This is a genomic window from Streptomyces sp. NPDC021019 (assembly GCF_044333295.1).
GTDB lineage: Bacteria > Actinomycetota > Actinomycetes > Streptomycetales > Streptomycetaceae > Streptomyces.
The window spans coordinates 383,655-409,303 of the sequence record NZ_JBIRQR010000004.1; the positions used below are offsets into that span (position 1 = coordinate 383,655).

At 71.7% G+C, this 25,649-nt stretch carries 19 protein-coding genes and 1 tRNA gene; 10 read left to right on the top strand and 10 right to left on the bottom strand.

Annotated features, from left to right (window positions below; translation table 11 throughout):
• Window positions 1-222 precede the first annotated feature (222 nt).
• Window positions 223-978, top strand: a complete 756-nt coding sequence (locus tag ACH4RG_RS24415) for a DUF6227 family protein (RefSeq protein WP_397920899.1) — start codon at window positions 223-225, stop codon at window positions 976-978.
• 122 nt (window positions 979-1,100) lie between these two features.
• On the opposite strand, the gene ACH4RG_RS24420 is transcribed toward ACH4RG_RS24415, so the two are convergent.
• Window positions 1,101-2,705 (bottom strand): MFS transporter, encoded by a 1,605-nt coding sequence (locus tag ACH4RG_RS24420; RefSeq protein WP_397920897.1) that lies wholly within the window; start codon window positions 2,703-2,705, stop codon window positions 1,101-1,103.
• 61 nt (window positions 2,706-2,766) lie between these two features.
• Here ACH4RG_RS24420 and ACH4RG_RS24425 point away from each other — a divergent pair, with 61 nt between their 5' ends.
• Entirely contained in the window at window positions 2,767-3,816 is a 1,050-nt protein-coding gene (locus tag ACH4RG_RS24425) for a helix-turn-helix transcriptional regulator (RefSeq protein WP_397920895.1), read from the top strand.
• Between the two features lie 131 nt (window positions 3,817-3,947).
• On the opposite strand, the gene ACH4RG_RS24430 is transcribed toward ACH4RG_RS24425, so the two are convergent.
• Window positions 3,948-4,949: a sigma-70 family RNA polymerase sigma factor gene (locus ACH4RG_RS24430; protein ID WP_361879720.1), complete on the bottom strand. Its 1,002-nt coding sequence runs from the start codon at window positions 4,947-4,949 to the stop codon at window positions 3,948-3,950.
• 578 nt (window positions 4,950-5,527) lie between these two features.
• Complete coding sequence (locus ACH4RG_RS24435; protein WP_397920893.1) at window positions 5,528-6,310, bottom strand: dioxygenase; 783 nt, start codon at window positions 6,308-6,310, stop codon at window positions 5,528-5,530.
• 254 nt (window positions 6,311-6,564) lie between these two features.
• Between ACH4RG_RS24435 and ACH4RG_RS24440 the strand changes: the two genes are divergently transcribed.
• The gene (locus tag ACH4RG_RS24440) at window positions 6,565-7,077 is read left to right on the top strand and encodes a MarR family winged helix-turn-helix transcriptional regulator (RefSeq protein WP_397920891.1); all 513 of its coding nucleotides are present in this window, start codon (window positions 6,565-6,567) and stop codon (window positions 7,075-7,077) included.
• 110 nt (window positions 7,078-7,187) lie between these two features.
• On the opposite strand, the gene ACH4RG_RS24445 is transcribed toward ACH4RG_RS24440, so the two are convergent.
• Together ACH4RG_RS24445 and ACH4RG_RS24450 are read right to left on the bottom strand one after the other, a co-directional pair.
• Window positions 7,188-8,717, bottom strand: a complete 1,530-nt coding sequence (locus ACH4RG_RS24445) for an MFS transporter (protein WP_397920889.1) — start codon at window positions 8,715-8,717, stop codon at window positions 7,188-7,190.
• A 175-nt stretch (window positions 8,718-8,892) separates the two neighbouring features.
• Complete coding sequence (locus ACH4RG_RS24450) at window positions 8,893-9,597, bottom strand: TetR/AcrR family transcriptional regulator (RefSeq protein WP_397920887.1); 705 nt, start codon at window positions 9,595-9,597, stop codon at window positions 8,893-8,895.
• A 270-nt stretch (window positions 9,598-9,867) separates the two neighbouring features.
• Here ACH4RG_RS24450 and ACH4RG_RS24455 point away from each other — a divergent pair, with 270 nt between their 5' ends.
• Window positions 9,868-11,145, top strand: a complete 1,278-nt coding sequence (locus ACH4RG_RS24455; protein WP_398540240.1) for a M6 family metalloprotease domain-containing protein — start codon at window positions 9,868-9,870, stop codon at window positions 11,143-11,145.
• On the opposite strand, the gene ACH4RG_RS24460 is transcribed toward ACH4RG_RS24455, so the two are convergent.
• From ACH4RG_RS24460 to ACH4RG_RS24470, 3 genes are all read right to left on the bottom strand, one after another.
• On the bottom strand, window positions 11,132-13,015 hold the full coding sequence (locus ACH4RG_RS24460) for a class I adenylate-forming enzyme family protein (RefSeq protein WP_398540241.1): 1,884 nt from the start codon (window positions 13,013-13,015) through the stop codon (window positions 11,132-11,134). The two genes, ACH4RG_RS24455 and ACH4RG_RS24460, sit on opposite strands and share 14 nt — an antisense overlap.
• A 243-nt stretch (window positions 13,016-13,258) precedes the next feature.
• A complete protein-coding gene (locus ACH4RG_RS24465) occupies window positions 13,259-14,452 on the bottom strand; it encodes a CU044_5270 family protein (protein ID WP_398540242.1) in 1,194 nt (397 codons plus the stop codon).
• Window positions 14,449-15,225, bottom strand: coding sequence for an RNA polymerase sigma factor (locus ACH4RG_RS24470; protein WP_397920879.1), 777 nt, complete (start codon window positions 15,223-15,225; stop codon window positions 14,449-14,451). Before ACH4RG_RS24470 ends, ACH4RG_RS24465 begins: the two co-directional genes overlap by 4 nt.
• A 583-nt stretch (window positions 15,226-15,808) precedes the next feature.
• Here ACH4RG_RS24470 and ACH4RG_RS24475 point away from each other — a divergent pair.
• From ACH4RG_RS24475 to ACH4RG_RS24490, 4 genes are all read left to right on the top strand, one after another.
• Complete coding sequence (locus ACH4RG_RS24475) at window positions 15,809-17,257, top strand: alanine/glycine:cation symporter family protein (protein WP_398162961.1); 1,449 nt, start codon at window positions 15,809-15,811, stop codon at window positions 17,255-17,257.
• A 336-nt stretch (window positions 17,258-17,593) separates the two neighbouring features.
• Window positions 17,594-17,666, top strand: a tRNA-Arg gene (locus ACH4RG_RS24480).
• 485 nt (window positions 17,667-18,151) lie between these two features.
• Window positions 18,152-18,577: a hypothetical protein gene (locus tag ACH4RG_RS24485; protein ID WP_398162962.1), complete on the top strand. Its 426-nt coding sequence runs from the start codon at window positions 18,152-18,154 to the stop codon at window positions 18,575-18,577.
• A complete protein-coding gene (locus ACH4RG_RS24490; protein ID WP_398162963.1) occupies window positions 18,526-19,170 on the top strand; it encodes an erythromycin esterase family protein in 645 nt (214 codons plus the stop codon). Before ACH4RG_RS24485 ends, ACH4RG_RS24490 begins: the two co-directional genes overlap by 52 nt.
• Before the next feature lie 21 nt (window positions 19,171-19,191).
• On the opposite strand, the gene ACH4RG_RS24495 is transcribed toward ACH4RG_RS24490, so the two are convergent.
• Window positions 19,192-19,950, bottom strand: a complete 759-nt coding sequence (locus ACH4RG_RS24495; protein WP_397928501.1) for a TetR/AcrR family transcriptional regulator — start codon at window positions 19,948-19,950, stop codon at window positions 19,192-19,194.
• Window positions 19,951-20,222: 272 nt separating this feature from the next.
• On the opposite strand from ACH4RG_RS24495, the gene ACH4RG_RS24500 reads away from it, so the two are divergent.
• Complete coding sequence (locus ACH4RG_RS24500) at window positions 20,223-22,472, top strand: MMPL family transporter (RefSeq protein WP_398162964.1); 2,250 nt, start codon at window positions 20,223-20,225, stop codon at window positions 22,470-22,472.
• A gap of 186 nt (window positions 22,473-22,658) precedes the next feature.
• On the top strand, window positions 22,659-23,519 hold the full coding sequence (locus ACH4RG_RS24505; protein WP_398540243.1) for an ATP-grasp domain-containing protein: 861 nt from the start codon (window positions 22,659-22,661) through the stop codon (window positions 23,517-23,519).
• Between the two features lie 103 nt (window positions 23,520-23,622).
• Here the strand turns inward: ACH4RG_RS24505 and ACH4RG_RS24510 are convergent, their stop codons facing one another.
• Window positions 23,623-25,584, bottom strand: a complete 1,962-nt coding sequence (locus ACH4RG_RS24510; protein WP_398540244.1) for an MFS transporter — start codon at window positions 25,582-25,584, stop codon at window positions 23,623-23,625.
• Window positions 25,585-25,649 lie beyond the last annotated feature (65 nt).

Here is a 25,649-nt window from a genome sequence, read left to right on the forward strand (position 1 = left end):
GCGGAACCCCGGGGGCGCGCGGCGTGAGCGAGGGGCGCGCGGGCGGCCGACTCGCCGTCTGCGTAAGGGAGTTCACCTGAAGCGCCCGAAATGCACCGGGAACACGCGGGGAACTTTCTGCGTGCGCCCTACGTTTTCACGAACCCCGGTCACGATGTCGGACCCAGGGACTACGTTAAGCACGCACCAAGTAACACGCGGCGACGGCCTGGAGACACCACCTTGAGCGATCCGTACGAGACAACCGAGCACCACCTCGACCGACTCCTGCGACGCGCCCTCAACTCCTTCGACCTTCCCGACAGCACGGTCGACCGCCTCGGCACCGCGCTCGCCCACAGCAGTTCGCTGCACTCGTCGCACCACAGTTCCGTCCTGCACCGCGAGACCTACCGTCACACGTATCTCCTCGCCGACGGCTCCGCCCTCACTCTGTGGGAGCTGGTGCACAGCGGAGGCCGGGACGTGCGGATACCGCGTCGGCACGAGCTGTACGACGACGAGGGCGACGCCCGCATCGCCGCGTCCCGGCTCGCGGGAAGCCTCTCCGACTCTCCGGCCTTCGGCGACGAGGGGACGCAGGAGGCCCAGGGCGATCTGGAGATGCTGACGGTCCTGATGTTCGCCCCGCCGGCCCCGCTCCCCCGGACGTATGCCCCCGACAATTCCGCGGACCACGCCCGCCGGGTGCTGCGCCGCGCGGAGAACGCCGACCGGCCGGGGGAGCAGAAGGCGCGGTTGCTCCGGTCGGCGTTCGCCCACCACATCACCCAGGTCTTCGGGCGTCAGTGCCGCGTCGACGGCCGCTCGGCCGGTTTCACGCTCTACGAGCACGCGTTCCTGCTGCTGGACGGCAGCGAGACGAGCCTGTGGGAGGTCGAGCACACGGCGACGCCCGACGGCCGCCACATGTGCGAGGTGTACGAGGACGAGCACTCCGCCCGTGCGGCCATGGAGAACCGCACCCGGATCTGCTGACCCGGACACCATCGTGACCGGCCCGGGCGGACGCGCCGCCGAGGCCGGTCACTGGAGGGGGTCGGTCAGAGCGGGGCCCGGCCGCGCGCCCACGCGGGGCCGGGTCATGCCGCCCACACGGATCAGCGCGCGACACCCTCCAGGTTCGCGACACCCTCCACGTGGGCCTCGTCCTCCACGTGGGCCTCGTCCTCGACGTGGGCGCGCGGCCGGGCGGGCAGCGCGAACATGACCAGGAAGATCACCGCGAGCACTCCGGCCACCCACCACAGCGACTGCTGGAACGCGTCGACGAACGACGGGCCGACCTCTTCGGGGGCCAGCCGGTCGCCGATCGCCCCGAAGAAGACGACGGACACCAGGCCGAGACCGAGCGCCGTCCCCATCTGCTGCACGGTGTTGATCAGCCCGGACGCCGAACCGGCGTGCTCCTTGGGCACTTCGGAGAGCACGGCGTCGGTCAGCGGAGCCACGATCAGTCCCATCCCCACGCCGATGACCACCAGCGGGACGGCCATCTGCAAGGACGTGATGCCCATCCCGTACTGCTCGCTCTCCCACAGGTAGATCAGCAGTCCGGCGATCATGAGGAGCGCACCGGCCTGGAGGACCTTGCGGCCGAAGCGGGGCACCAGCTTCTGCACGGAGATCCCGGCGGCCACCGAGACGGCGAGGGAGAACGGAATGCCCGTCGTGCCGGCGCGCAGCACGCTCCAACCGAGACCCATCTGCATGTACATCGTCCAGACCAGGAAGAAGATGCCGAGGCCGACGCCGAAGGTCAGCTGCACGGCGATGCCGGCGGCGAAGCTCTTGACCCGGAACAAGGACAGTTCGATCAGCGGAGAGCCGTCGCTCAGCGCCTTCTGCCGCTGGTAGGCGACCAGCGCCCCGAAGACGAACAGGCTGCCCACCATCGTGAGATGGCCCCAGAGCGGCCAGCCCAGCTCGTGTCCCCGGGTGAGCGGGTAGATGAGCATCAGCATCGCCAGGGTGATGAGGGCGACGCCGGGCAGGTCGAGACGGACCACCCGGGGGGCCTTCGACTCGGTGATGAACTTCGCGCCGAGGATCAGTCCGGCGATCCCGACGGGCAGGTTGATCAGGAAGATCGGCCGCCAGCCGAGCCCGAAGAGGTCCCACTCGGTGAGCAGGGCGCCCAGCAGCGGACCGGAGACGGCGCCGAGTCCCACGACCGCGCCGAAGAGGCCGAAGACCTTGCCGCGCTCGTGGGCCGGGAAGGTGGCGTGCACGATCGAGAGGACCTGGGGCACCATCAGGGCCGCCGTCGCGCCCTGGAGGATCCGGGCCGCGACCAGTATCTCGGGGCTGCCCGCGAAGCCGCACAGGGCGGAGGCGAGCGTGAATCCGCCGATGCCGACGAGGAAGAGCCTCTTGCGCCCGTAGATGTCGCCGAGGCGGCCGCCCGTGATCAGTCCGGCCGCGAACGCGAGGGCGTAACCGGCGGTGATCCACTGGATCGCGGAGACCGAAGCCCCGGTCTCGCGCTGGATGCTGGGGATCGCGATGTTGACGATCGTGACGTCGACCAGGTCCATGAAGGCGGCGGTCATCACGATGGCCAGTGCGAACCAGCGCCGCCGGTCGGCCGGGGCGGGCGTGGGTGCCACCGGTGTCTTCACCGGTGCGGTCGGTGCGGGCGGCGTGGGCGTAGCGAGATGCGACGCCGTGGGCGGCGGGGGCGGCGGGGGTGCGGAAGAAGGCATGGGAAGAACCTAGGCATCCATTAGGTCAGATGATGACCTGATGGTCCGCCATCCTGCAGCCATGTCCGACACTCCAGCACGACTGCTGAAACTGCTGTCGCTCCTCCAGACCCCCCGCGAGTGGCCCGGCGGCGAGTTGGCCGAGCGGCTCGCTGTCAGTCCGCGCACGATCCGCCGCGACGTCGACCGGCTGCGCGACCTGGGCTACCCGGTCGAGGCCTCACGCGGCTCCATCGGCGGCTACCGCCTGGTGGCGGGCGCCGCCATGCCGCCCCTCCTGCTGGACGACGAGGAGGCGGTGGCCATCGCGGTGGGGCTGCGGGCCGGGGCGGGGCACGCGATCGAGGGTGTCGACGAGGCCTCCGTACGGGCGCTGGCCAAACTGGAACAGGTGCTTCCCTCCCGGCTGCGGCACCGGGTCTCCGCGCTCCAGAACGCCACGGTGCCGCTGTCCCGGGGCGACGGCGCCACCATCGACCCGCGGACCCTGACGACGCTGGCCTCGGCGGCCACCGGGCGGGAGCGGCTGAGGTTCGCGTACCGCAGCGGCGACGGCACCCGGACGAAGCGGCAGGTCGAGCCGTACCGGCTGGTGAGCACGGGGCAGCGCTGGTACCTGGTGGCCTACGACCTCGGCCGGGAGGACTGGCGTACGTTCCGGGTGGACCGGGTCGGCGAGCCGTACCCGACGGGAGCCCGGTTCGCGCCGAGGCCGCTGCCCGTCGAGGGCGCGGGGAGCGGCGGGAGCGACGCGCGCAGCCAGGCAGGGTGCGACGGGGAGAGCGGGGACGCGGCGAAGTTCCTGGCCCGGTCGATGCGGCGGATGAAGCCGGAGCTGTGCCTCGATGTGTGGTTCGGGGCGCCGGCGGAGTTCGTGGCGGCGCGGCTGCCCGCCCACCTCGGAGCGCCGCAGCTCGACGGGGAGGGCGGTTGCCGGCTGCGGACCTCGTGCACCGATTCGCTGGAGTGGGTGGCGTTACGGCTGATGTTGGTGGACTGCGAGTTCTCCGCGCAGGGGCCGCCGCAGCTGGTGGAGTACCTGGAGAGCCTCGGCGCCCGGCTGACCCGCGCCGCCCGGGGCCGACGCCCGGCCGATCCGGAACAGGGGTGAGCCCCGACGCCGGGGGGGGGTGGGCGCCGGGGCTCAGCTCAGGGACCGGTGAAAACCGGTCGGGTGACCGGAATGACCCGATCGGTCGGCCGGTGCGAACCGGCTTGATGGGGAGATTACGGGTTATTGGCTCACGCCGCAGCGTCAAAGCCCGTGTCGTGAGCCATTCGCTTCAATTCGAGCAGTGCGTGCTTCTCTATCTGGCGGATCCGCTCCCGCGTGAGGCCGTGCTGCTTGCCCACTTCGGTCAGCGTGCGCTCCCGGCCGTCCTCGATGCCGTACCGCATCTTGATGATCGACGCGGTCCGGTTGTCGAGCTTGCCGATCAGGTCCTCCAGCTCCTCGCTGCGGAGCAGGGTCATGACGGACTGCTCGGGCGAGACGGCGGAGGTGTCCTCCAGCAGGTCGCCGAACTGGGTGTCGCCGTCGTCGTCCACGGACATGTTGAGGCTGACCGGATCGCGGGCCCAGTCCAGGACGTTGCCGACGCGCTCGGTGTTGGAGTCGAGCTCGGCGGCGATCTCCGCGTGCTCCGGGTCGCGCCCGTGCTCGCGGTTGAACTCGCGCTGGACCCGGCGGATCCGGCCGAGTTCCTCCACCAGGTGGACGGGGAGCCGGATCGTGCGGGACTGGTCGGCGATGGACCGGGTGATGGCCTGCCGGATCCACCAGGTGGCGTACGTGGAGAACTTGAAGCCCTTGGCGTAGTCGAACTTCTCGACCGCGCGCACCAGGCCCGCGTTGCCCTCCTGGATCAGGTCGAGCAGGGGGAGCCCCGCACGCGGGTAGCGGCGGGCCACGGCGACGACGAGCCGGAGGTTGGAACGGATGAATATGTCCTTGGCGCGCTCGCCCTCGGCGACCAGCGCCTCCAGCTCCTCACGCTTCGCGTCACCGGCGGCGCTCTCCACCCCGCCGTCGAGGATCTGCTGGGCGAAGACGCCCGCCTCGATGGTCTGGGAGAGGTCGACTTCCTTGGCGGCGTCGAGCAGCGGCGTGCGAGCGATCTCGTCCAGGTACATGCCGACCAGGTCGCGATCGGCGATTTCCCCGCCCACGGCGCGAACACTGCCTGCCCGGCCGGACCCACCGGAAGAGGTGGACGTACGACGGGCGACGGCACGGGTTGCCATGCGTGCTCCCTTGCTGAGTAGGTCGCGACACCCTTTCGAGGTGCCCTGCATCCGATGGAAACAACGACTGGAATCCGGACAGAATTCCCATGCCACACATTCGCTTTCGCGATCATGCAGTACCCTGTCCGGCGCCGACCGCTGGATTCCGCTTCCGGATTCCGCCGGACGCGCAGGTCAGAGCCGGTGGCGGGGCCGAACCGGCCCCTGTGCGGCTCTCCGCCCGGGTACCCGGAATCGGCGCAAGCATGAGACCGCATTCACACGCACGCCCCACGTCCCCCGGTCCGGTGCCCGCAATGCCGTGCTCCCACCCCGGAAGACGGATCGGGCGGCGTTCGGGTTGCTCAGGGCATCCGCGACGCGCCGTACGGGGGTGGGCCCCGCCGCGGGGCGTACGCCCCGTCGGCCGACCCGGCGGGCAACCGGGGTCCGGCGTGCTGGGACCCCGGTCCGAGACCGACCGGGACCGCGGCCCCATCCGCCCGGCCCGCGCACGGCCGGCGTGACCGGCATGGACGACCGGCCGAACCCGGAGCGCCCGGTCCCCCAGCCCGGCCCGAAGCGCCCCGAACCCCTCAGCCGAACTGCACCGAGCGCTTCGCCAGCCCCAGCCAGAAGCCGTCGATGACGCTGCGCCCCCGGTCCAGCTCGTCCTCGGCCGCGCCCAGCGTCACGAACAGCGGCGCGAAGTGCTCGGTGCGCGGGTGGGCCAGCTTCCCGGCCGGAGAGGTGTGCTCGAAGTCGATCAGCGCGTCGACGTCCTGGGCCCGCAGCGCGCGGTCGCCCCAGTCGTCGAACTCCGCCGACCAGCCGGGAACGCCGCCGCCCGGGTGGCGCAGAGCGGCCAGGTTGTGGGTGAAGAAGCCGCTGCCGACGATGAGCACGCCCTCGTCGCGCAGGGGGGCGAGTTTGCGCCCGATGTCCATCAGCTTCCGCGGGTCGAGGGTCGGCAGGGAGATCTGGAGTACGGGGACGTCGGCGTCCGGGAACATCTCCACCAGCGGTACGTACGCCCCGTGGTCGAGGCCGCGGTCCGGGATGTCCTGGACCGGCGCCCCGGCGCCACGCAGCAGCTTGCGGACGCTGTCGGCGAGCTCGGGCGCGCCCGGGGCTCCGTAACGCACCCCGTAGTAGTGCTCGGGGAAGCCCCAGAAGTCGTACACGAGCGGCACGGTCTCGGTGGCGCCCAGCGCGAGTGGGGCCTCCTCCCAGTGGGCGGAGACCATCAGGATCGCGCGGGGGCGGGGCAGCCCCGCGGACCAGGCGGCGAGCTCGCCGGGCCAGACGGGATCGTCGGCCAGCGGCGGTGCGCCGTGCGAGAGGTAGAGGGCGGGCATCCGCTCCGCGGTGGCTGTCATGGCACTCCCATCCACTGGACACGGCCCCACTGAGACGGGCGCCTCGCCGGGCACACGAACACGGGATCCGGTCACGAACTCGTCCGAGCAGGAGAGTTTCCCGAGGCCATCCGGGGGATGGTTGTTCAGAGGTCCTGCGAAACTCCTTCGGATCCCCCGCGGGGATCTCTCGGGGCAGGTTTCTTGAAACTTCAAGCTCCTATCTTCGGAGACCTTAGCTCTATCTAGTTAAACTTTCAAGAAGAGGTCGTACAGTGGAGTACATGACCACGGCATCCACCAGCGCGCCGCGCTGGCTCACCGACGAGGAGCAGCACGCCTGGCGCGCCTACCTGCACGCCACCACGCTGCTGGAGGACCACCTCGATCGCCAGTTGCAGCGCGACGCCGGCATGCCGCACACCTATTACGGGCTGCTCGTCCAGCTCTCGCAGGCGCCCCGCCGCCGGATGCGGATGACGGAGCTGGCCCGGAACGCGAAGATCACCCGTTCCCGGCTCTCGCACGCCATCGCCCGGCTGGAGAAGAACGGCTGGGTGCGCCGTGAGGACTGCCCCTCCGACAAGCGCGGCCAGAACGCGGTGCTCACGGACGACGGCTACGAGATGCTCCGCCGCTCCGCCCCGGGTCACGTCGAGGCCGTACGGCAGGCGATGTTCGACCGGCTCACGGCCGAGCAGGTGAGCAGCCTCGGGGAGATCATGCGGGTGCTCGCGACCGGGCTGGAGCCGGAGGGCACGGACGCGGATCTGCCCTGGCTCCGCTGAGCGAGCGTTCGCTGAGCGGAACCAGGGCAGAGAGGCCACGGGCAGAGGAACCACCGAGGCGGGCAAGTACCGGGCGGCGAACCACCGGAACGAAGCCGGAACCGCCGTCGTCAGTGGGCGACGACCGGAATCCTGAACTCCTCCTCGGCGTCCGCGTCGGACGCGCCGGCCGTCCCACCGCCACCGGACCCCGTTCCGGGGCGGCCGGTGTTGATGAGGGCGATCGCAATGGCGGCGGCGACGACCAGGATGCCGACGGCCCACCAGATCGCGGCGGCGAAACCGCTGACCATGGCCTGGAGCTCCAGGAGCTGCGGGTCCGTGGCGCGGGCCGCGTGATCGGCGACGTACGCGGTGGTGGCGCTCGCGGCGATCGTGTTCAGCAGCGCGGTGCCGATGGCGCCGCCGACCTGCTGCGAGGTGTTGACCATCGCGGAGGCCACGCCCGCGTCACGCGGCTCGATGCCGTGCGTGGCCAGGGACATCGCCGGCATGAACGCCGTACCCATGCCGAGGCCGAGCAGCAGCATGCCGGGCAGGATGACGGCCGCGTAGCTGGTGTTCAGGTCCAGCTGGGTCAGGAGCAGCATGCCGACCGCGGCGACCAGGAAGCCGGGGCCCATCAGCAGGCGCGGCGGGACCCGGGTCATCAGCCGGGTGCCGATCTGGGTGGAGCCGGTGATCATGCCGACGATCATGGGCATGAACGCGAAGCCGGTCTTCACCGGGGAGTAGCCCTTCACGACCTGGAGGTAGTAGGTCAGGAAGAGGAACAGCCCGAACATCGCGATGATGGCGAGCCCCAGCGAGAGGTAGACCCCGCCGCGGTTGCGCTCGGTGAGGACGCGCAGCGGCAACAGCGGCGACTTCACCCGCGCCTCGGTCACGACGAAGGCCACCAGCAGCACGACGGCGGCGATGAACATCGAGACGGTCAGCGTGTCCGACCAGCCCGCCGACTCGGCGCGGGTGAAGCCGTACACCAGGGCGACCAGGCCGAGCGTGGAGAGCACGACGCCGGGGATGTCCAGCGGTGCGCGGTTGCGGGCACCGGAGGGCTCACGGATGACGAAGTACGCGCCGGCGGCGGCGACGATGGCGAACGGGATGTTGACGTAGAACGTCCAGCGCCAGTTCAGGTACTCGGTGAGCAAGCCGCCGAGGATCAGCCCGACCGCGCCACCGCCACCGGCGATGGCCCCGTAGATGCCGAAGGCCTTGGCGCGCTCCTTGGCGTCGGTGAACATCACGGCGAGCAGGGAGAGGGCGGCCGGGGCGAGCAGCGCGCCGAAGACACCCTGGAGGGCCCGGGAGCCGAACATCATCGCCTCGTTCTGGGCGGCGCCGCCGAGCGCGGAGGCCAGCGCGAAGCCGATCAGCCCGACGACGAAAGTGCGCTTGCGTCCCCAGAGGTCGGCGATCCGGCCGCCGAAGAGGAGGAGCCCACCGAAGGCGAGGGCGTAGGCGGTGATGACCCACTGCTTGTTGCCGTCGGATATGCCGAGGTCGGTCTGGGCGGAGGGCAGCGCGATGTTCACGATGGTCGCGTCGAGGACGACCATCAGCTGGGCGAGCGCGATGAAGGCCAGGGCCTTCCAGCGGCTCGGATCGGGAAGGGCGGTGTCAGCCGTTTTGGGCATGGGTGTATCCACCTAAGGACGTGCGAGGGCGCCGAGGCGTCGCGAAATGGGCATCGGCGGTACGTGTTCGTGTACGCGCGACGGGGTGAGTGAGGTGAGTCGGTGGTCCGGGCCCCCTCGGGGGACAGCCGGAAGGTTCAGGTCGGTGCGGGCCGGAGCAGTTCGACAACGGGCCCTAGGGGCGCCGCAGGTCCTCCAAGGTCGCCGCCGATCCGGGCAGTTCGGAGCGGGCCGGGGACTCCAGTCCGTCCAGGAACAACTGCAGATGACGGTGGGTGAACCGGTCGATGCCCTGGCAGGCGATGCCCGGGAGCGGACGGGTGAGTTGGGAGAGGGCGACGAGTACGTCACCGACGGCGATGTCGGTGCGCAGCCGCCCCGCGGACATGGCGCGCGCCACGAGCCCTTCGACGACCTCTTCCAGGCGTCGGCGCTCGGCGAGCAGTTCGGGGTGGTCCTTGTCGAAGACGCCGGAGAGCATCGGGCACAGGGCGCCGATCCGCTCGTCGGCGGCCGCGTGCACGAAGCGGCTGAGCGCGGCGAACGGGTCGGACTCCGCCGCGGCGGCCTCTTCGGCCCGCAGGGTGGTGCGGGAGGTGACCGCGAGGACGACCTCATGGGTGAGGGCGGCCCGGTCGGGGAAGTTCCGGTAGAGCGTGGCGTTGCCCACGCCCGCTCGCCGTGCGACGTCGTCCAGCGCCACGTCCGGCCCGAACTCGACGAACAGCTCGCGCGCGGCCGCGATGATCCGCTCGCGGTTGCGCAGCGCGTCGGCCCGCGGGCGCGGCGCCCGGCACGGCGTCGCGGGTGCGGTGCCGCCGACGGCTGCCGGTGCGGTGCTCTTCGAGGCGGCCCTGGTGGCCCCGGCGGTGGTCTCCACGACGACGCTCCTCCTCCACTTCCCTCTGAGTAGTCGGCCGGCCTCCATCGGTAACCGGGGACCGCTTCCCCGTTTAGCGGGGGCACGTATGCAAACGGGGAGAGGCTCCCCGCTTATTTCCCGCCAAGGCGTGACCCGCGTCACATGGCCACGGAGGGAAAAACCTCCGATCGGCGCACCCAGCGAGCGGCCCCGGACCACCCGGCACAGGCTGATCGCCAGAGCGCAGTCAGGGGTCGGCCGACTGCCGCGGACCCCGAAGGCGCCTCTATGCAGCAGCCCCGCCACCGGATACGCAGACACCGCCGCCCGGTCGCCCTGGCCGGAGCGACCGCGCTGGTCATAGCGGCCGTGGCCTCGGCCAGCACCACCCTTCCGAACGCCGGCCGCGCCTCGGCGGGCCCGGCGGCCACCAGCCAGGACTCCGCGCTCGCCCCGTGCCGGATCTCCGCCACCATGGGCGTACAGATGTCCGAGGGGCTGCCGACCCCGCCCGGCTACGCCCGCTCGACCGGCGAGATAAGGGCGCTCAACCTGATGATCGACTTCCCGGACGCGGAGGGATCGGAACCCGCGACGGACCGGTACGCGGAGTTCTTCCCGCAGACCTCCGAGTGGTTCAGGGCCAGCTCCTACGGCCGGCTCGTCTACCGTCCCGAGGCCCCCGTCAAGGACTGGCTGCGGATGCCCATGCCCTTCACGGAGTACGGGATAGAGCGCGGCTCACCCTTCGAGCCGGGCTACCGCCAACTGGTGAAGGACATCGTCGCGGCCGCCGACCCCCGGGTCGACTTCTCCGCGTACGACCTGGTCAACGTGCTGGTCAGCCCGAACGCGGGCCCCTCCGCGCTGGACACCGTGCTCTCGGTGACCTTCTCCGGCAACGACGAGGCCCCGACGGCGGACGGTGTCCCGCTCTCCAACACGTCGTTCGTCTACAGCCGCCAGGACGACGGATCGGGGTCGTACGCCGAGACCGGCTACCGCGTCCTGCCGCACGAGAACGGCCACGTCTTCGGGTTGCCCGACCTCTACACGATGGAGGGCGGCGGCTCGGTCGGGCACTGGGACATCATGTCCGAGGACTGGGGCGCCAACAACGACTTCCTGGCCTGGCACAAGTGGAAGCTCGGCTGGCTCGACAACGAGCAGATCAGCTGCGCGTCGAAGGCCGGCGTCAGCGAGCACACCCTCGGCCCGCTGGCCGCCGAGGGCGGCACCAAGCTCGCCTTCGTCCCGCTGAGCGACCGGTCCGGCTACGCCGTGGAGGTCCGAACGGCGGCGGGCAACGACGAGGCGGTCTGCCGACCGGGGGTCCTGATCTACAAGGTCAGCTCCGACGTGGACACCGGCCAGGGCCCGGTCTCCGTCGCCGACGCCACCGAGGACAGCGGCGGCTGCACCCGGCGCCCCAACGTGCACGCGGAACTGTCCGACGCCCCGTTCCGCCCCGGCCAGACCTTCATCGACCGGACCAACGGCGTACGGATATCCGTGCTGGACGAGGACGACGACGGCAACTACCGGGTGCGGGTCACACGCCCGTGAGCGGCGGCCCGGCCTCCGCACCGTACGACGGACCGCACGCCGGGGTGTCCTTCTCGGCGCTCCTCCCAGCGCCCTCCGCGGCACCCTCCGCGGCACCCGTCCCGGCGCCCTCCACGAAGGCGCGGAGGCGGTGCTTGAGGAGCTTCCCGGTGGCGTTGCGCGGAAGTTCCTCGTCGGTGAACAGCACCCGGGCGGGCACCTTGAAGGCGGCGAGCCTCGCGCCGACGTGCTCGCGCAGCCCCCCGGCGGTGGCCCCGGCCCCGGGGCGCGGTCGGACGACGGCCGCCACTTCCTCCCCCAGCACCGGGTGCGGGATGCCGAGGACGGCGGCGTCGGCCACGTCGGGGTGGTCGTGCAGGACGCCCTCGACCTCGACGCAGTACACGTTCTCGCCGCCCCGGATCACCACGTCCTTGAGCCGGTCCACGATGGACACCCGCCCCTCGCGGCGTACGGCGAGGTCCCCCGTACGGAACCAGCCGCCGTCGCCGAAGGCCTCCTCGGTCGCCGCCACGTCGCGCCAGTAGCCGCGGAACAGCGACTGGCCGCGCAGCCACAGCTCCCCCGGCTCCCCGTCGGGCAGCTCCTCGCCCGACGGTCCGGCGACCCTCACCTCCGTGACCGGGGTGGGCCGCCCCGCGCCGCCCGGCTCCGCCCGGTACGCGTCCCCGAAGTGCGCGAGGACCCCGCCGCTGGTCTCGGTGAGGCCGTAGCCGTTGCGGGGCTCGACGCGCTCGCCGTACCGGGCGGTGAGGTGGGCGACCAGGGCGGGCGGGGCGGGGGCTCCCCCGGTGCTGAACAACGTGAGGCTCTCCAGCCCGTCCCCGGCCCGCTCCGCGGCCTCCAGCAGCTGGAGGCCCGTGGTGGGCACCCCGGCGAAGTGTGTGACGCGGTGCGTCCGGATCAGCCGCAGCGCCTCGTCCGCGTCCCACTTGTGCATCAGGACGAGGGTGCCGCCGGCCGCCATCGCACCGTAGAAGCCGGTGAACGCGGCGACGTGGAAGAACGGGAACGTCATCAGGGAGACGGGGGCGGGCCCCTGCCCCGGGATGACGCCGCGCGCCAGCGCGGAGGCCGCCGCGTGGTAGCGGGGGTTGAGCGCGGCCCCGGCCTGGGCGAGATGGGTGGCCACCGCGCCCTTGGGGCGGCCGGTGGTGCCGGAGGTGTAGAGGATCGTGGCGTCGTCCTCGGGCCGGGGCTCCACGTCGGGCGGCGCGGCCAGCGGGTCGGGCGCGGGGAACTCCTCGTACCGCTCGACGCGCGGCCCGGCCGCAAGCACGGTTCCGTTCACCTCGCCGTGGCCCCCGTGGTCCCCGCGAACCTCGCTGAAGAGGACGACGCGCGTCCCGGTCCGCCGGGCCCAGCCGGAGACCCGCCCCAGCCGCTCCCCGTCCACGAGGAGCACCCCGGGTTCGCAGTCCTCCAGGGCGTGGACGAACTCGTCCTCGGTCCACCAGGCGTTGAGCGGTACGGCGACGAGACCGGCCAACTGGGCGGCCCAGAAGGCGATCTGCCACTCGGGACGGTTCCGCATCGCGATCACGGCCCGGTCGCCGGAGCGCAGCCCGTACCGCTCCCGCAGGCGTACGGCGAGGGCGGAGGCGGCGGCGAAGAACTCGGCGTAGGAGTAGCGCTGCTCGCCGGCGACGAGGAACGGCGTGTCCCGGTAGGCCCAGGTGGTCTCCACGAACTCCCGGAGCGTACGGGGCCCGTCGGCGTACTCCGGCGTCCCCTGCTCGCCGATGACCACGGCGAAGGGCGCGCCGGGCGCGGTGAGGGAGGCCTCGATGCGCGCTGCGCGCCGGGCGCGTTCCGCGGGGGCTCCGGCGCCTTCGGGGGCCGGGGACGGGGACGGGTGGGTGTGCGGCACGGACGGCCTCTCTCACGCTGACGCTGACGCTGACTGCTACGCGAGACGCTATGCGGACGAGGGCGCGGCGCCAAGGCCGGACGAGCGGGGCGCACGAGCACGGCGCCAGGCCCGGGCGAGCGGGCGCACGGGTGCGGGAGGGTCGGGCCCCGGCAGAGAGGGCGGCCGGGGCAGGAGCGGCAGAGGAGGAAGGGCCGTGCCCGCCCCGGCGGAGAGGAGCCGGGGCGGGCACGGCGGGAAAGGTCAGGTCCCCGCGGAAGGGGTGGCCGGGGAGGCGGCCCGCTCACCCGGAGCCGAGCCCGCCGGGCGCTGCTTGACCGCGTCGACGACGGCCCGGTCCGTCACCGCGGTATGGCCCGTGACCGTGCCCGCCTTGACGCCCTCCACATCGCGCGTCTGCACGGTGCGCTCCCCCAGATACGTGTACGTCTCGCGGTCGAAGATCCACTCGGTGCGCGAGCCGTCCTCCTCGTCGGTACGGGCGATGGCGACCCCGTGCCGGCCTGCCGCGTCGACGGAGTCGTCGACGAGGACCACCCCGGGGATCCGGGCCGCGGCACGGTAGAGGCCGGCGGCCAGCTTCGGCGGAACCACCTGCTCCCTCAGCAGGTCGCCGATGGTGCTGAAGGCTTGCTGGTCAGGGCCGTTGCCCATGCCCTCCGTCTCGTCGTAGACCTTCTTCACCAGGAGATCCGGGTCGGTGGGCAGGGTCCTCAGGTAGTCGTAACTGGGCGAGTTGAGGGTGCGCTCCCCGCCTTCGGCGTCGTCCAGGGTGATGCCGTCGCGGTCGAGGTCCTTCTTGTAGGGCTCGATCAGCCGTCCCTTGCTGCCGTCGGGCGACATCCAGACCTCGCGGGGATGGATCTTGTCGACGTAACTCCTGTTCTTCCCGTCGGCGCCCTCCCAGGAGACCAGCCAGGAGACCAGGCTCCGGACGTACAGGAACTGCCCCGGGCCCGGCTCGGGCAGCTCCGCCCTGGCCGCCGCCCCGGAAATGTCGGCCACGGCGCCCGCCAGCCCCGCGGTGCTGCCCCGGACCACTTGGACGACCGGGGCGGGGACGGCCCCGGCGGGCGGGGTGACCGCGCGGCCGGGGCTCTCGGGTCCGCCGGAGCCGTCCGGGCTGCCTGCGAGTCCGGCGACCCCGGCGGCGGCCAGGGCCAGGGCGGCGGCAACGCCGACCAGGACCGGGCGACGGCCGGAGCGGCGGGCCGGCCGGGGGGCGCGGTCGCCCTCGCTCAGACCGGCGGGCGGGGCACCGGTCGAGGTGTCGGGGGCGGTGTCGGGCGTCCGGTTCCGGATCTCGGTCATCAGGTGCTCCTCAAGGCCGCTCAGGCGGTCGGAGGAGAGTTCCGGATCACCGGGTGCGGGCAGCAGCCGGGCCAGTTCCGCGCGGTCCAGCGGCTCTTCGCGCCGCCGCCAGGGGGTGCGGATCATCGGGTTCTCTCCTCGTTCGACCGGGCCGCTGTGGTGCGGCCACCCTGTACTTGTCCGCAGGCCCCACCGGGTTCCATCCCATCGGGTTCCGTTCTGCGGGGTTCGGCACTCCGGGGTTCGGTCCCGCGGGGCTCCTCCCGGCCGGGCTCCGTCGTACAGGGCTCCTCCCGGCCGGGCTCCGTCGTACGGGTTCCCTCCCCGCCGGGTTTCGCCGTGCGGGGTCTCGTCCTCCCGCCCCGTCGCCGCAACTCGCTGTCGGTGAGCTTGCGGAGCCGGGCCCGCGCACGGGACAGCCGGGACCGCACGGTGCCGACCGGCACGCCGAGCGCCTCCGCGGCCTCGGCGTAACCGAGACCGGCCCACACGCAGAGCGCGAACACCTCCCGCTCGGCACGCCGCAGTTGCCCCAACGCGCGCTTGGCGGCAGCGAGTTCGTCGGAGTCGGCGATCCGCCCGACGAGTTCGTCGGCGAAGTCGGGCAGTACGTCCCGCAACGGCACCCTGGCCAACGCCCGCTCATGGCGACGGACCGCGCGCCCCGTGTTGCGCAACACGTTGACAGCGATGCCCATCAGCCAGGGCCTCGGGCTCTGCCCCTCGTCCCGCAGCTTCCCGCGCAGCCGCCAGGCCTCCAGAAACGTCAGCGACACGACGTCCTCCGCCGCGCTCCAGTCTCCGGTGGTCCGGACGGCGTGCCGGAAGACGAGCTGGGCATGATCGCGGAACAGCTCCCGGAAGGCATCCGGATCCCCCGCGCGGATACGCGCGTGCATCGAGTAGTTCACCCCCTGACTTGTCCGCCCACCCGGCCCGGTTCCGGTGACGTGCATCACAGCGGACCCGCCCGGGACGTCGCGGCGAACCCACGAAAAGCACGGGGCACCGACGGGCGCGATCAGTCGGCCCGAGGAACGGCGTCCGCCCCACCCGCTGCACGGTCGGCGGGAGCCCAGTCCTCACAGCGACGGGGACCCGGTCTCCACGACGGAGCCTCGGCCTCCGCGGGGCTTGCGCAGAAGCCCATCACCGCTGCCCACTGACGCTGACACAACCCCCCTCGAACGGAACAGACCGGTGGACAGGGTCGGCACCGGTGACCGACGGCGGAGCGGGCGTCAGCGACCCGCCCTGATGACAGTCGCAGTCCGGGATTTCCCGCGCATATCGGGCTTATGTGAGATAGGCCACTTTCGGCGGCCATAGGCAGGGGCGGTCGCCCCGGCCTAAAGTCCTGTCGTTTGCGGAGTATTCGGCTCCGCGCCGTCCGGGCCAGCCCTCCGCTCCGTACACGACCTGTACGCGCACACAGGGACCGAGCCGATTCCCCGACTCACAAGGAACCGGGTACATCCACACATGGGCACGTTGGAAACCTGGGTCGTCGAGCTCAACGACGTCTTCTGGACATACCTGCTGATTCCACTGGTCGCCGTCGCCGGCGTCTGGTTCACGCTGCGCTCCAAGGGCGTGCAGATCCGCCTGATCCCGGAGATGTTCCGGGTCGTGAGGGACAAGCCGCAGTCCGGCGTCAGTCCCTTCGGTGCCTTCACCATCTCCGCCGCCGCGCGGATCGGCACCGGCAACATCGCCGGTGTGGCCACCGCGATCACCATGGGCGGCCCCGGAGCCGTCTTCTGGATGTGGATGATGGCCCTGGTGGGCGGAGCCTCGGCGTTCGTCGAGTCGGTCCTGGCCCAGCTGTACAAGGTGCGCGACACCGAGCCCGGTACGTACCGGGGCGGCCCGGCCTACTACATGCAGAAGGCTCTCGGAATGCGCTGGCTCGGCGTGGTCTTCGCCGTTCTGATCACGCTGACGTTCGGGTTCGTGCTGACCGCGGTGCAGTCCAACACGATCACGGTGGCCACGAAGGGCTCCCTCGGCTCGGACGCCTCCTGGTTCGATCCCGTCCTCGGCGTCGCGCTCGCCGTGCTGCTCGCGCTCGCGGTGTTCTTCGGCGTGAAGCGCCTGACGGCCGTCACCAAGGTCATCATTCCGGTGATGGCCGCGCTCTACCTGCTGACCGGCCTGGTCATCGTGCTCCTCAACCTCGGCAACGTGCCGGGCATGCTCGGCGACATCATCGGCGGCGCCTTCGGCTTCCGCGAGGTCGCGGGCGGCGCCCTGGGTACGGCGATCCTCCAGGGCGTGCGGCGCGGCATGTTCTCCAACGAGGCGGGCATGGGTTCCGCCCCGAACGCCGCCGCGGCCGCGGAGACCACGCACCCGGTCAAGCAGGGCCTCGTCCAGGCCCTCGGCGTCTACTTCGACACCTTGGTCATCTGCACCATGACCGCCTTCGTGATCCTCTCCGCCGACCCGACCCTCGGTGAGCGCGGCGGCGCGGACGTCACACAGGCCGCCTTCACCAGCGCGCTCGGCGACTGGGCCGGTCACCTGCTGACCCTGGTGGTCTTCATGGTCGCCTTCAGCTCCATGATCGGTAACTACTACTACGGCGAGTCCAACATCCAGTTCATCACCCGCAGCAAGAGCGTGATGAGCACGTACCGTGCGATGGTCATCGCCTGCGCCGTCCTCGGCGCGATCGGCTCCGTCCCGTTGGTCTGGAGCCTCGCCGACGTCACGATGGGCGCGATGGCCCTGGTCAACCTGATCGCGATCATCCCCCTCAGCGCGGTCGCCTTCCGCCTCCTCGACGACTACCTGACCCAGCGCCGCCAAGGCCTCGACCCGGTCTTCCGCAAGGACCAGGTTCCGGGCCTGCGCGGCGAGGTGGAATGCTGGGGCTCGCCGGACCAGGACGCCACACCACAGGGGCGGATGCCGGTCGGCTCGCTCTGACACGGACGCGCCCCAGCGCGACCGCACGCATCGAAGGGCGGCACTCCGGGAGGGGCGCCGCCCTCTGGTGTTCCGGGGTCGGGCCCGAATCCCGCAGGTGCCGTGCCGAGCCGCGGCGCGAAGGCATCGCGGCGCACAGCGGCAACGGGGGCGACCTCCGCAATCCCCATCCGCTAGGCTGTCAGCGGTCAGTCGACCTCCAGTGCGTCTGCTCGGGAAAGCGTCCTTCCGGATCCCTGCCGCAGCACCGCACAAGGCTCGCCTGACCAGGGCGTTTGCCTCACTCCGCCCGGCATTCCCCCCGAGGGTTTCCGGCAAGGTTTTCGGCAAGCCCCGGCCTTCGTAGCTCAGGGGATAGAGCACCGCTCTCCTAAAGCGGGTGTCGCAGGTTCGAATCCTGCCGGGGGCACAACGCGTTACCGCTCTGACCTGGGGTTTCTCCCTCGGGGAGGGGTTCCTGCCCGGCCCCGGACCGCTCGTCCGGGGCCGCTTGCGTGCGCGGACGAGGAGTTTGCTCCGCAGTCCGGCCCCACGGATCAGCACCATCCCGCACGGACTCGTCAGCCTCGCCGGGGTCACGTCACTCCGGAGCCGGAGCGACGTACAGGGCGTTCCCGGGTCACTCTGTCGCCGGCGCGCAGAGCCGCTGCCGGCTCCGTCGCAGCTCCCCCGGGAGGGCCCTGTGCCAGGAGCGCAGGCGTGCACCAGCGCGCGACCGTCCTGCACCTGCCGGTCCGTAACGATCTCGGTGAACAGAGGGTGAGCCACGTTCTGTCCGGAGTGGGCCGTCACCAGGTCCGCAAGGTGGTACGCGGCCGGCTGCCGCCCGGCGTCGCGACGGCAGGGAACGGTCGGGCTTGACCTCAACCGTGGTCGATGTCCGAGGGTGACGCCATGACGAGCTCACCGGAACAACGTGCCGCGGTTCGGAACTGGATCAGGGAGACGGCGCATCGGCTGACCACCGTGGACGCGTCGGAGTCACTGGACGACCTGCGGCCGCTGCTCGGCATGCTCCATGAGCGGACGGTCGTGGTGGGCTACGGTGCCGGGACGCGTGGCGCACACGAGGTTTTCGCTCTCCAGGCGCGCATGGCCCGGCTGCTGGTCGGTGAGGCGGGCTTCCGCGCTGTCGCCCTCGACCAGGACGGGACACTCGTCGCCCGGCTCGACGCCCATGTCCGCACCGGGGCCGGGGACCCCGTGGCCCTGCTGGAGGCCGCGGAGCCGTTCTCCCGCACCGAGGGGTCCTCGGCCTCGTCCGGTGCATGCGTGCCTCCAACGAGAGCCATGCGTGGGCGCTCCACAACGCACGGCTGATCGTCCAGTACCACGAGCTTCACGACCACGACCACGACCACGACCCGCTGGACCCGCACAACATGGCCTGCTACGAGCGGTTCTTCGCCGAGAACGTCCTGTGGTGGCAGCAGCACACCGGGCACCGGGTGCTGTTCTGGTCCTCCAGCTCCCATACCGCCGACGCGCGCACCCGGGTCGTCAGCTTTCCGCCCGACCCGGCCGCTCCGTCCCGGAACGCCGGGAGCTACCTGCGCGAACGCCTCGGCTCCCGGTACCTGTCGATCGGCATCACCTTCGGCGCGGGGGAACTGGCCACCTGCACCGGCGCCCCGGCCCACCGGGCGCCCCGCCCCGTACCACCGCTGGTCGAGTCGGTACTGGACGACGAGGCCGTGGGCGACTACCTGCTGGACCTGCGGGCGGACGCTCCGCGGCAGGTCGCCGACTGGCTCACCCGGACCACCAGGTCCAGGCTCATCGGGCCACGCCACGACCCGCGACACGACACCGATCACCACATGGCGGGCGGTTCTCCGGCCGAGTGGTTCGACGTAGTCGCCCATCTGAGGCGGGTGACTCCGGCCCGCCCCTTCCACCGACCGCCACCGTGAGTGGCTCTTTTCCCGGCGCTCTCATCCGGGGCCGGTCCCGTTCCCGTGCCCGGCCGGGACGCGACGGTGGATGTCCGTCAGCAGGTCGCGCATCGCCAGGCGGAAGATCTCGGCCTGGTGGTCGCCCAGGAACGAGGTGTGCCCGAACACCTCCAGGACGACGAGGCCGTGCATGTGGCCCCATCCGCTGAGGAGGAGCGCGGTCGCCTGCGGTGGCAGGGCCGCCAGGCCGTCCGGTGACAGCTGTTCCAGATGGGCGCGGAACGGGGGCGACAGTGTGGGCGTGTCCGCGGCGGCCAGCTGTTCCGGGGTGAAGTCGCCGAACAGGACGCGTTGGAAGACCGCGCTCATCTGCTGCATCGCCCGGGTCGTCGGGCCGCCGACGGGTGCCGCGTAACTCCGCAGGGGTGTCCCGTACAGGAGTTGGAACCGCTCGGGGTGGGAGACCGCCCACTGGCGGTAGCCCTCGGCCGCGATCACGAAGCGCGGTACGGACGGGTCGGGCGGAGTGCTGTCGGCGGCGGTCTGTACGGCGGTGGCCAGGTCCTCGTACGCCTTGGCTATGAGCACCGTGACCAGGGCGTTCCGGTCGGGGAAGTAGTGGTAGAGCGCCTGCACGCTCATGCCGAGACTCCGTGCCACCGCGCGCAGGGACAGGGCGGCGGAGCCGTGTTCGGTGATGTGGAGCTCGGCGGCTTTCACGATCTCCTGGGTGGCGACGGCCCGGCGTCGCTGTCGCAGGGAGGGTGGAGCCGACCGGTGTTCGTCGTCTGCGGGCATGCGGGCGAGCCTACGGCGGACCCGGCCGCACCGGGAGGCCTTGGCGATCGTCCGCCCGGAATATCTCCGCGCGGTCGGAAAGACTGACACTGTCAGGTAAATCTCGCACTGCTCAGCAACTCGTCCACTCACTAACGTCGTTCACGGCGACGAAGCGTGCGACACCGCGCCCCTCCCTGGTGGAGAAGGGCTCCGCGGGGCACTGCGCCGGCTCCCCTGTGCACCGGGCAGACACACGTCGTTCTCACCGTTGGAGACAAAGGAGATGTGGCGTGTTTGAACGCTTGGCCGAACTGGCGATTCGCCGTTCCCGGCCCGTCCTCGTCGTGGCCGCTGTGGCCTTGGTGCTCATGGGCGCGGTCGGCGCGGGCGCGTTCGGCAAGTTGCTCGGCGGGGGCTTCGACGACCCGTCGTCCCCGTCGTCCCGGGCCGCGGTGGTCATCGACGAGAAGTTCGGGGGAGAGACGAACCTGGTGCTGCTGGTCAGTGCCGACGACAGCTCCGTCGATGCCCCCGCCGTACGGCGGAGCGGGCAGCGCCTGGTCGCCGGCCTCAAGGAGGAGAAGGGGCTGACCAATGTCGTCTCGTACTGGGACACCGGCAGCCCTGACCTCCGTTCCGAGGACGGCCGGGAAGCGATGGTGCTCGCCCATGTGACGGGCGACGAGACGCGGCAGCAGGAGAACGCCCAGCAGGTCATCGACGTCTACACCGGCGCACAGGACGGCGGCCTCACGGTCCGGGCCGGAGGCGGTGCGGCCGTGGGCAGCGATATGTCGAGTCAGGTGGTCGACGATCTGATCCTGGCCGAGGCCATCGCCATACCGCTCACCCTCGTCCTGCTCCTGTTCGTCTTCGGCAGCGTGGTCGCGGCGCTGCTGCCGCTGGTCATCGCCGTCATCGCCGTCCTCGGCTCGTTCGCCCAGCTCTCCCTCCTCGGCAGCGTCACCGATGTCGCCAACACCGCGACCAACCTCACCACCGCCCTGGGCCTCGGACTCGGCATCGACTACGCCTTGTTGATGGTCAGCCGCTTCCGGGAGCAGCTGTCGGCCGGCGCGGGCGTGGACGACGCCGTCCGGTCCACGGTGAGCACCGCCGGCCGCACCGTCGCGTTCTCCGCCGCGACCGTGGCGGCGGCCCTCGGGTCACTGCTGGTGTTCCCCCAGTACTTCCTCCGCTCGTTCGGCTTCGCGGGAGTCGGTGTCGTCGCCGTCGCCGCCGTCAGCACGTTGTTCGTGATGCCGGCCCTGTTCGTCGTCCTGGGGCACCGCGTCAACAGCGGCCGGCTGCCGTGGGGGAAGCGGGGGCGCGTCGATGGCCGGGGCCCCCTGTGGGGGCGGCTGGCCCGCACCGTCATGCGACGGCCCGCGATCACCGCCCTGCCCGTGCTCGCCGTGCTGCTGCTGGCGGCGAGCCCGCTGCTCGGCATCACCTTCGGCACCCCGGACGAGCGCGTGCTGCCCGAGGGCGCCGAGAGCCGCCAGGTCGCCACGGCGCTGCGGGAGAACTTCGACGGCAGCGAGGAGTCGGCCCTCCACGTCGTCATCGACCGGCCGGTGTCCGAGGCCCCGTTGGCGTCGTACGCGGCCGGACTGTCCGGGCTCGACGGCGTCGTGCGCGTCGAGACGGGTTCGGGCAGCTACGCCGGGGGAGAGCCCACCGCCACCGGCCCCGGGAACCCCGCACTCGGCCGGCCCGACGCACAGCGGATCACCGTGGTGAGCGCTCTGGAACCGAAGTCGGACGCGGCCCAGAGCCTGGTGAAGGAGGTGCGTGCGACCGATCCGCCCGCCGGGGCGAGTCCGCTGGTGGGCGGTACCGACGCCCAGCTGGTCGACTCCAGGACCTCCATCGGCGACCGGCTGCCCATCGCCGTGGCCCTGATCGTCGTCACGACCTTCGTCCTGCTCTTCCTCTTCACCGGCAGCGTCGTGCAGCCGCTGCGGGCCCTGGTCCTCAACGTCCTCAGTCTCGCGGCGACCCTCGGCGTGATGACCTGGATCTTCCAGGACGGCGCCCTCTCCTCCCTGCTCGGCTTCACGGCCCAGCCGATGGAGATGTCGATGACCGTCCTGATGTTCTGCATCGCCTTCGGTCTCTCCATGGACTACGAGGTGTTCGTCACCAGCCGGATCAAGGAACTCCACGATCTCGGCGAGGACAACGAGTCCGCCGTGACCCACGGCCTCGGCCGCACCGGGCGCATCGTCAGTGCGGCTGCGCTCCTGCTCGCGGTGAGCTTCTTCGCCTTCGGCACGGCCGAGATCAGCTTCATGCAGATGTTCGGCCTGGGCAGCGGGCTGGCCATCCTCATCGATGCCATCGCCGTACGCGGTGTGCTCGTCCCCGCCGCGATGCGGCTGCTCGGCCGATCCGCCTGGTACGCGCCCGGCCCCCTGCGGAGGTTCCACGACCGGTTCGGGCTCGGTGAGGGGGAGCCCGGGGTCGTTCCGGGGCGCGTCGTGAACGCACCGCGCGTCAAGGACCCGACGGGGACCAAGGACCCGACGGGGGTCTGACCCGCGCACCGGAGTGATCGGTGAGGATCTCGGCGACCACGTGCGCCGCGATCCTCGCCCCCAGCGACGGTTCGATGATCAGGCGCCGATCGAGCCAGGTGGCCCCGGGCGCGCACAACGGGCCCCCTGCCGTACCGGAGAAAAGCCGGTGCGGCGCGGCGTCCCCGTACGGGAGGATCTGCGGCCATGACCCGCCCGCCGCGCACCCTCGTCCTCCCGCCCCGGCTCACCGCCTCCGCCCGGACGCTGCGTGCCGCCGCGCTGCGGCGAGGGCTGCGCATCGTGGAGGCTACGGCCTCCGCCGTACCGGAGGGGCTGGGCGGTCCCGGGTGGGCGGGGTGGCCGGAGGGGCCGGAACGTGCGGGACCGACCGCCTCCACCGCCGGCACCGGCGGCACCGGGGGCGAAGGGGGCGAAGGGCAGGCCGTGCATCTGCACGCCGGTCCCTCCTTCGCCGACGTCGTGGCCCCCGCGCTCGGGATCGCCCTCCTGGAGGCCCCCGCCGACTGGCTCGCGCGGCTCCCCCGGGCGCTCACCCGGCGGGAGGTCCGGGCGATGCCGATCGACGAGGCGTACCGGCTGCGACGCCCCGCCTTCGTCAAGTCGCCCAACGACAAGAGCATTTCGGCGCTCGTGTACGCGGACGGGTCCCGGCTGCCCGGACCGGATGCCGTGGACCCGGCGACCGTGGTGCTGGTGAGCGACGTGATGACGTTCGCCGTCGAGTACCGGCTCCACCTGCTCGACGGGGCCGTCCACGCGGCCGGGCAGTACGCCGAGTCCGGCCGGCTCCGGCTCGGGCCGGCGGAGGGCGACGCGCTCGCCTTCGGGCGCGAGGTCCTCGCGGCCGCCGGGGAGACCCTGCCGTCCGCGATCGTCGTCGATGTCGGCCGGGACGACGAGGGCCGATGGGCCGTGATCGAAGCCAATGCCGCCTGGGCGAGCGGATGTTACTCGGCCGACCCGGACCGGTCCCTCGACACGGTCCTCCGCGCCGCCGGACCCGCCACGGGCCTGTCGCCGCACGACCGCGGCTTCGTGCGGTAGCCGGGGCAGCCCCTTCCGGACAGCGCTCCTCGGTGCCCGCCGGCGCGGTGTCGGCACGTCGTGGCAGGACACCGGGCAGGACACCGACCGGAACACCATGGGATCAGCTCAGTTCTTCCGGACAGGGCGTGCCAGGCTGGAGCTGGTACGGGGCCGCCAGCCGGTACACGCCCGGTCGCGGCGCGAGCAGTTCGGTCCACTCGTCGCCGTACGGGCCCTCCTCGACCCTGTTCAGGCAGCCGTTGGTGTTGAGATAGGTCTTCGGCGCGGTCTCGTCCGCCTCCGACCGCGCCTTCGACTCCTCGGTCTCCAGCGGGCGCTCCACGCTCTTGCCCTCCTCGTCGACGAGGGCGAGCCAGCGCGTGTACGGGATGCGGATCAGCACCCGGCCCGCCGACTTCACGGTGATCGTGAGTTCGTCCGCGCCCGCCCGCTCCACCGTCGCGGGCGGGTCGGCGAGCGGCACCGGGTCCAGGACCCGGAAGAGCTTCCAGTTCTCGTCGCCCCAGATCTCGCGCAGGTACGGCTGTCCCTGCTCGACCAGCTCCGCCTCCTGGATCGCCCCGTTGTCCGGCCGGTCCTTGGGCAGCACCACGTAGTGCACGGCCCAGCGGTCCAGCCACTCCCGGTAGTTCACCGGGTCGAGCGTGTCGTCGTAGAAGAGCGGGTTGCGCTTCATGTCCGCCTGGCGGTTCCAGCCGCGCGCCAGGTTGACGTACGGGGCGAGCGCCGATGACTCACGGTGACTGCTCACGGGCACGACCTCGACCCGGCCGCGCTCCGCCTCCACCTGCTGGAGCTGGTTGATCAGCGGGGCCAGCTCCCGGTTCCAGGACGCGGCGGGCGCGGTCCGGACGATGTCGTCGACGCCCTTGAACCCGATCCAGAAGTTGAGGCCCACGAAGGCCAGGACCAGGGCGTACCAGCGACGGCTGCGCGGCACCGCGTACGGCAGGGCGGCGAGCAGCGCCACCCCGGCGAACAACATCGCCATGCGCGTGATGTTCGACCCGATCTGCGAGTCGATGACGTACGTGAGCAGCGTGCCGATCCCGTAGACGGCGGCGGCGGTGCGGACCGTGCTCCAGTCGCGCGGTACGAGGACGTACACGAGGACCGCGAAGAGGAACGGCAGCGACAGCGTCCCGAGCGACATCGGCTGCGTACCGGAGAACGGGAACAGCCAGGCGGACAGCCCCACCACGGCCACCGGGGCGAGCCCGATCGCGTACGCGCCGGGGCGTCGTTTGTGGAGGAACAGCGCCGCCGCGACGACGCCCAGGAAGAGTCCGGCGACGGGGCTGGCCGCGGTGGCGAGCGCGGCGAGCGGGGCGGCGACGCCGGCCTTGGCCCACCGCTTGTACCGCCAGCGGTAGGGCCAGCAGAACACCGCGGCCACCGCGCCGACGGCGAACATCATGCCGAGCCCGAAGGTCACCCGGCCCGACAGCGCGTTGCACAGGAACGCGAAGACCCCGGCGAGCGAGCAGGCCAGTGGATTGCGGACGGCCGGGACCCGCACGAGGATCAGCGCGGTCAGCGTGGAGGAGACCGTGCCGACGATCATCATCGTCGTACGGACGCCGAGCAGCGACATCAGGTAGGGCGAGACCACGCTGTACGAGACGGGGTGCATGCCCCCGTACCAGGCCAGGTTGTACGCCGTGCCGGGGTGTCGGCCCACGAACTCGGCCCAGGCGTCCTGCGCGGCGATGTCGCCGCCCGTGTTGGCGAAGAAGAAGAACCAGAGGAGATGGGCGACGGCGGCGGCGGCCGTCGCGATGGTGACGGGGTGCCGCAGCAGGCGGCGGGCCCTGGCTGACGACGGCTCGGAGGCTGCGGGCCCGGGAGCCCCGGGAGCCCCGGCGGCCGTGGAGGGTCCGGAGGGACCAGAGGAGGGGCCGGAGGGGTCGGAGGGGGCAAGGGGAGCCGGAGTCTCCGGAGACTCCGACTCCCCTTGAGGCTCCGGGACACGGGGGGACGGCACGCGAACGTGCAGGGCGTCGCCCCCGCTCTTCGTGGTCTCGTCCGCCTCGCGGCCGGGCTTCGGCTCCGCGGTGGTCACTACGGCTCTCCCCGTCCTCCGCCGGCCCCGTACCTCTTCAGGGACGCGTCCCAGCGTCCCTGAGT

Bases quoted from the DNA above. Each gene is read 5' to 3' on its own strand.
- ACH4RG_RS24425 (WP_397920895.1), top strand. From the start codon at position 2,767: ATGTCCGACACTCCAGCACGACTGCTGAAACTGCTGTCGCTCCTCCAG.
- ACH4RG_RS24485 (WP_398162962.1), top strand. From the start codon at position 18,152: ATGACGAGCTCACCGGAACAACGTGCCGCGGTTCGGAACTGGATCAGG.
- ACH4RG_RS24475 (WP_398162961.1), top strand. From the start codon at position 15,809: ATGGGCACGTTGGAAACCTGGGTCGTCGAGCTCAACGACGTCTTCTGG.
- ACH4RG_RS24455 (WP_398540240.1), top strand. From the start codon at position 9,868: ATGCAGCAGCCCCGCCACCGGATACGCAGACACCGCCGCCCGGTCGCC.
- ACH4RG_RS24445 (WP_397920889.1), bottom strand. From the start codon at position 8,717: ATGCCCAAAACGGCTGACACCGCCCTTCCCGATCCGAGCCGCTGGAAG.
- ACH4RG_RS24495 (WP_397928501.1), bottom strand. From the start codon at position 19,950: ATGCCCGCAGACGACGAACACCGGTCGGCTCCACCCTCCCTGCGACAG.
- ACH4RG_RS24490 (WP_398162963.1), top strand. From the start codon at position 18,526: ATGCGTGCCTCCAACGAGAGCCATGCGTGGGCGCTCCACAACGCACGG.
- ACH4RG_RS24420 (WP_397920897.1), bottom strand. From the start codon at position 2,705: ATGCCTTCTTCCGCACCCCCGCCGCCCCCGCCGCCCACGGCGTCGCAT.
- ACH4RG_RS24435 (WP_397920893.1), bottom strand. From the start codon at position 6,310: ATGACAGCCACCGCGGAGCGGATGCCCGCCCTCTACCTCTCGCACGGC.
- ACH4RG_RS24505 (WP_398540243.1), top strand. From the start codon at position 22,659: ATGACCCGCCCGCCGCGCACCCTCGTCCTCCCGCCCCGGCTCACCGCC.
- ACH4RG_RS24470 (WP_397920879.1), bottom strand. From the start codon at position 15,225: ATGCACGCGCGTATCCGCGCGGGGGATCCGGATGCCTTCCGGGAGCTG.
- ACH4RG_RS24465 (WP_398540242.1), bottom strand. From the start codon at position 14,452: ATGATCCGCACCCCCTGGCGGCGGCGCGAAGAGCCGCTGGACCGCGCG.
- ACH4RG_RS24430 (WP_361879720.1), bottom strand. From the start codon at position 4,949: ATGGCAACCCGTGCCGTCGCCCGTCGTACGTCCACCTCTTCCGGTGGG.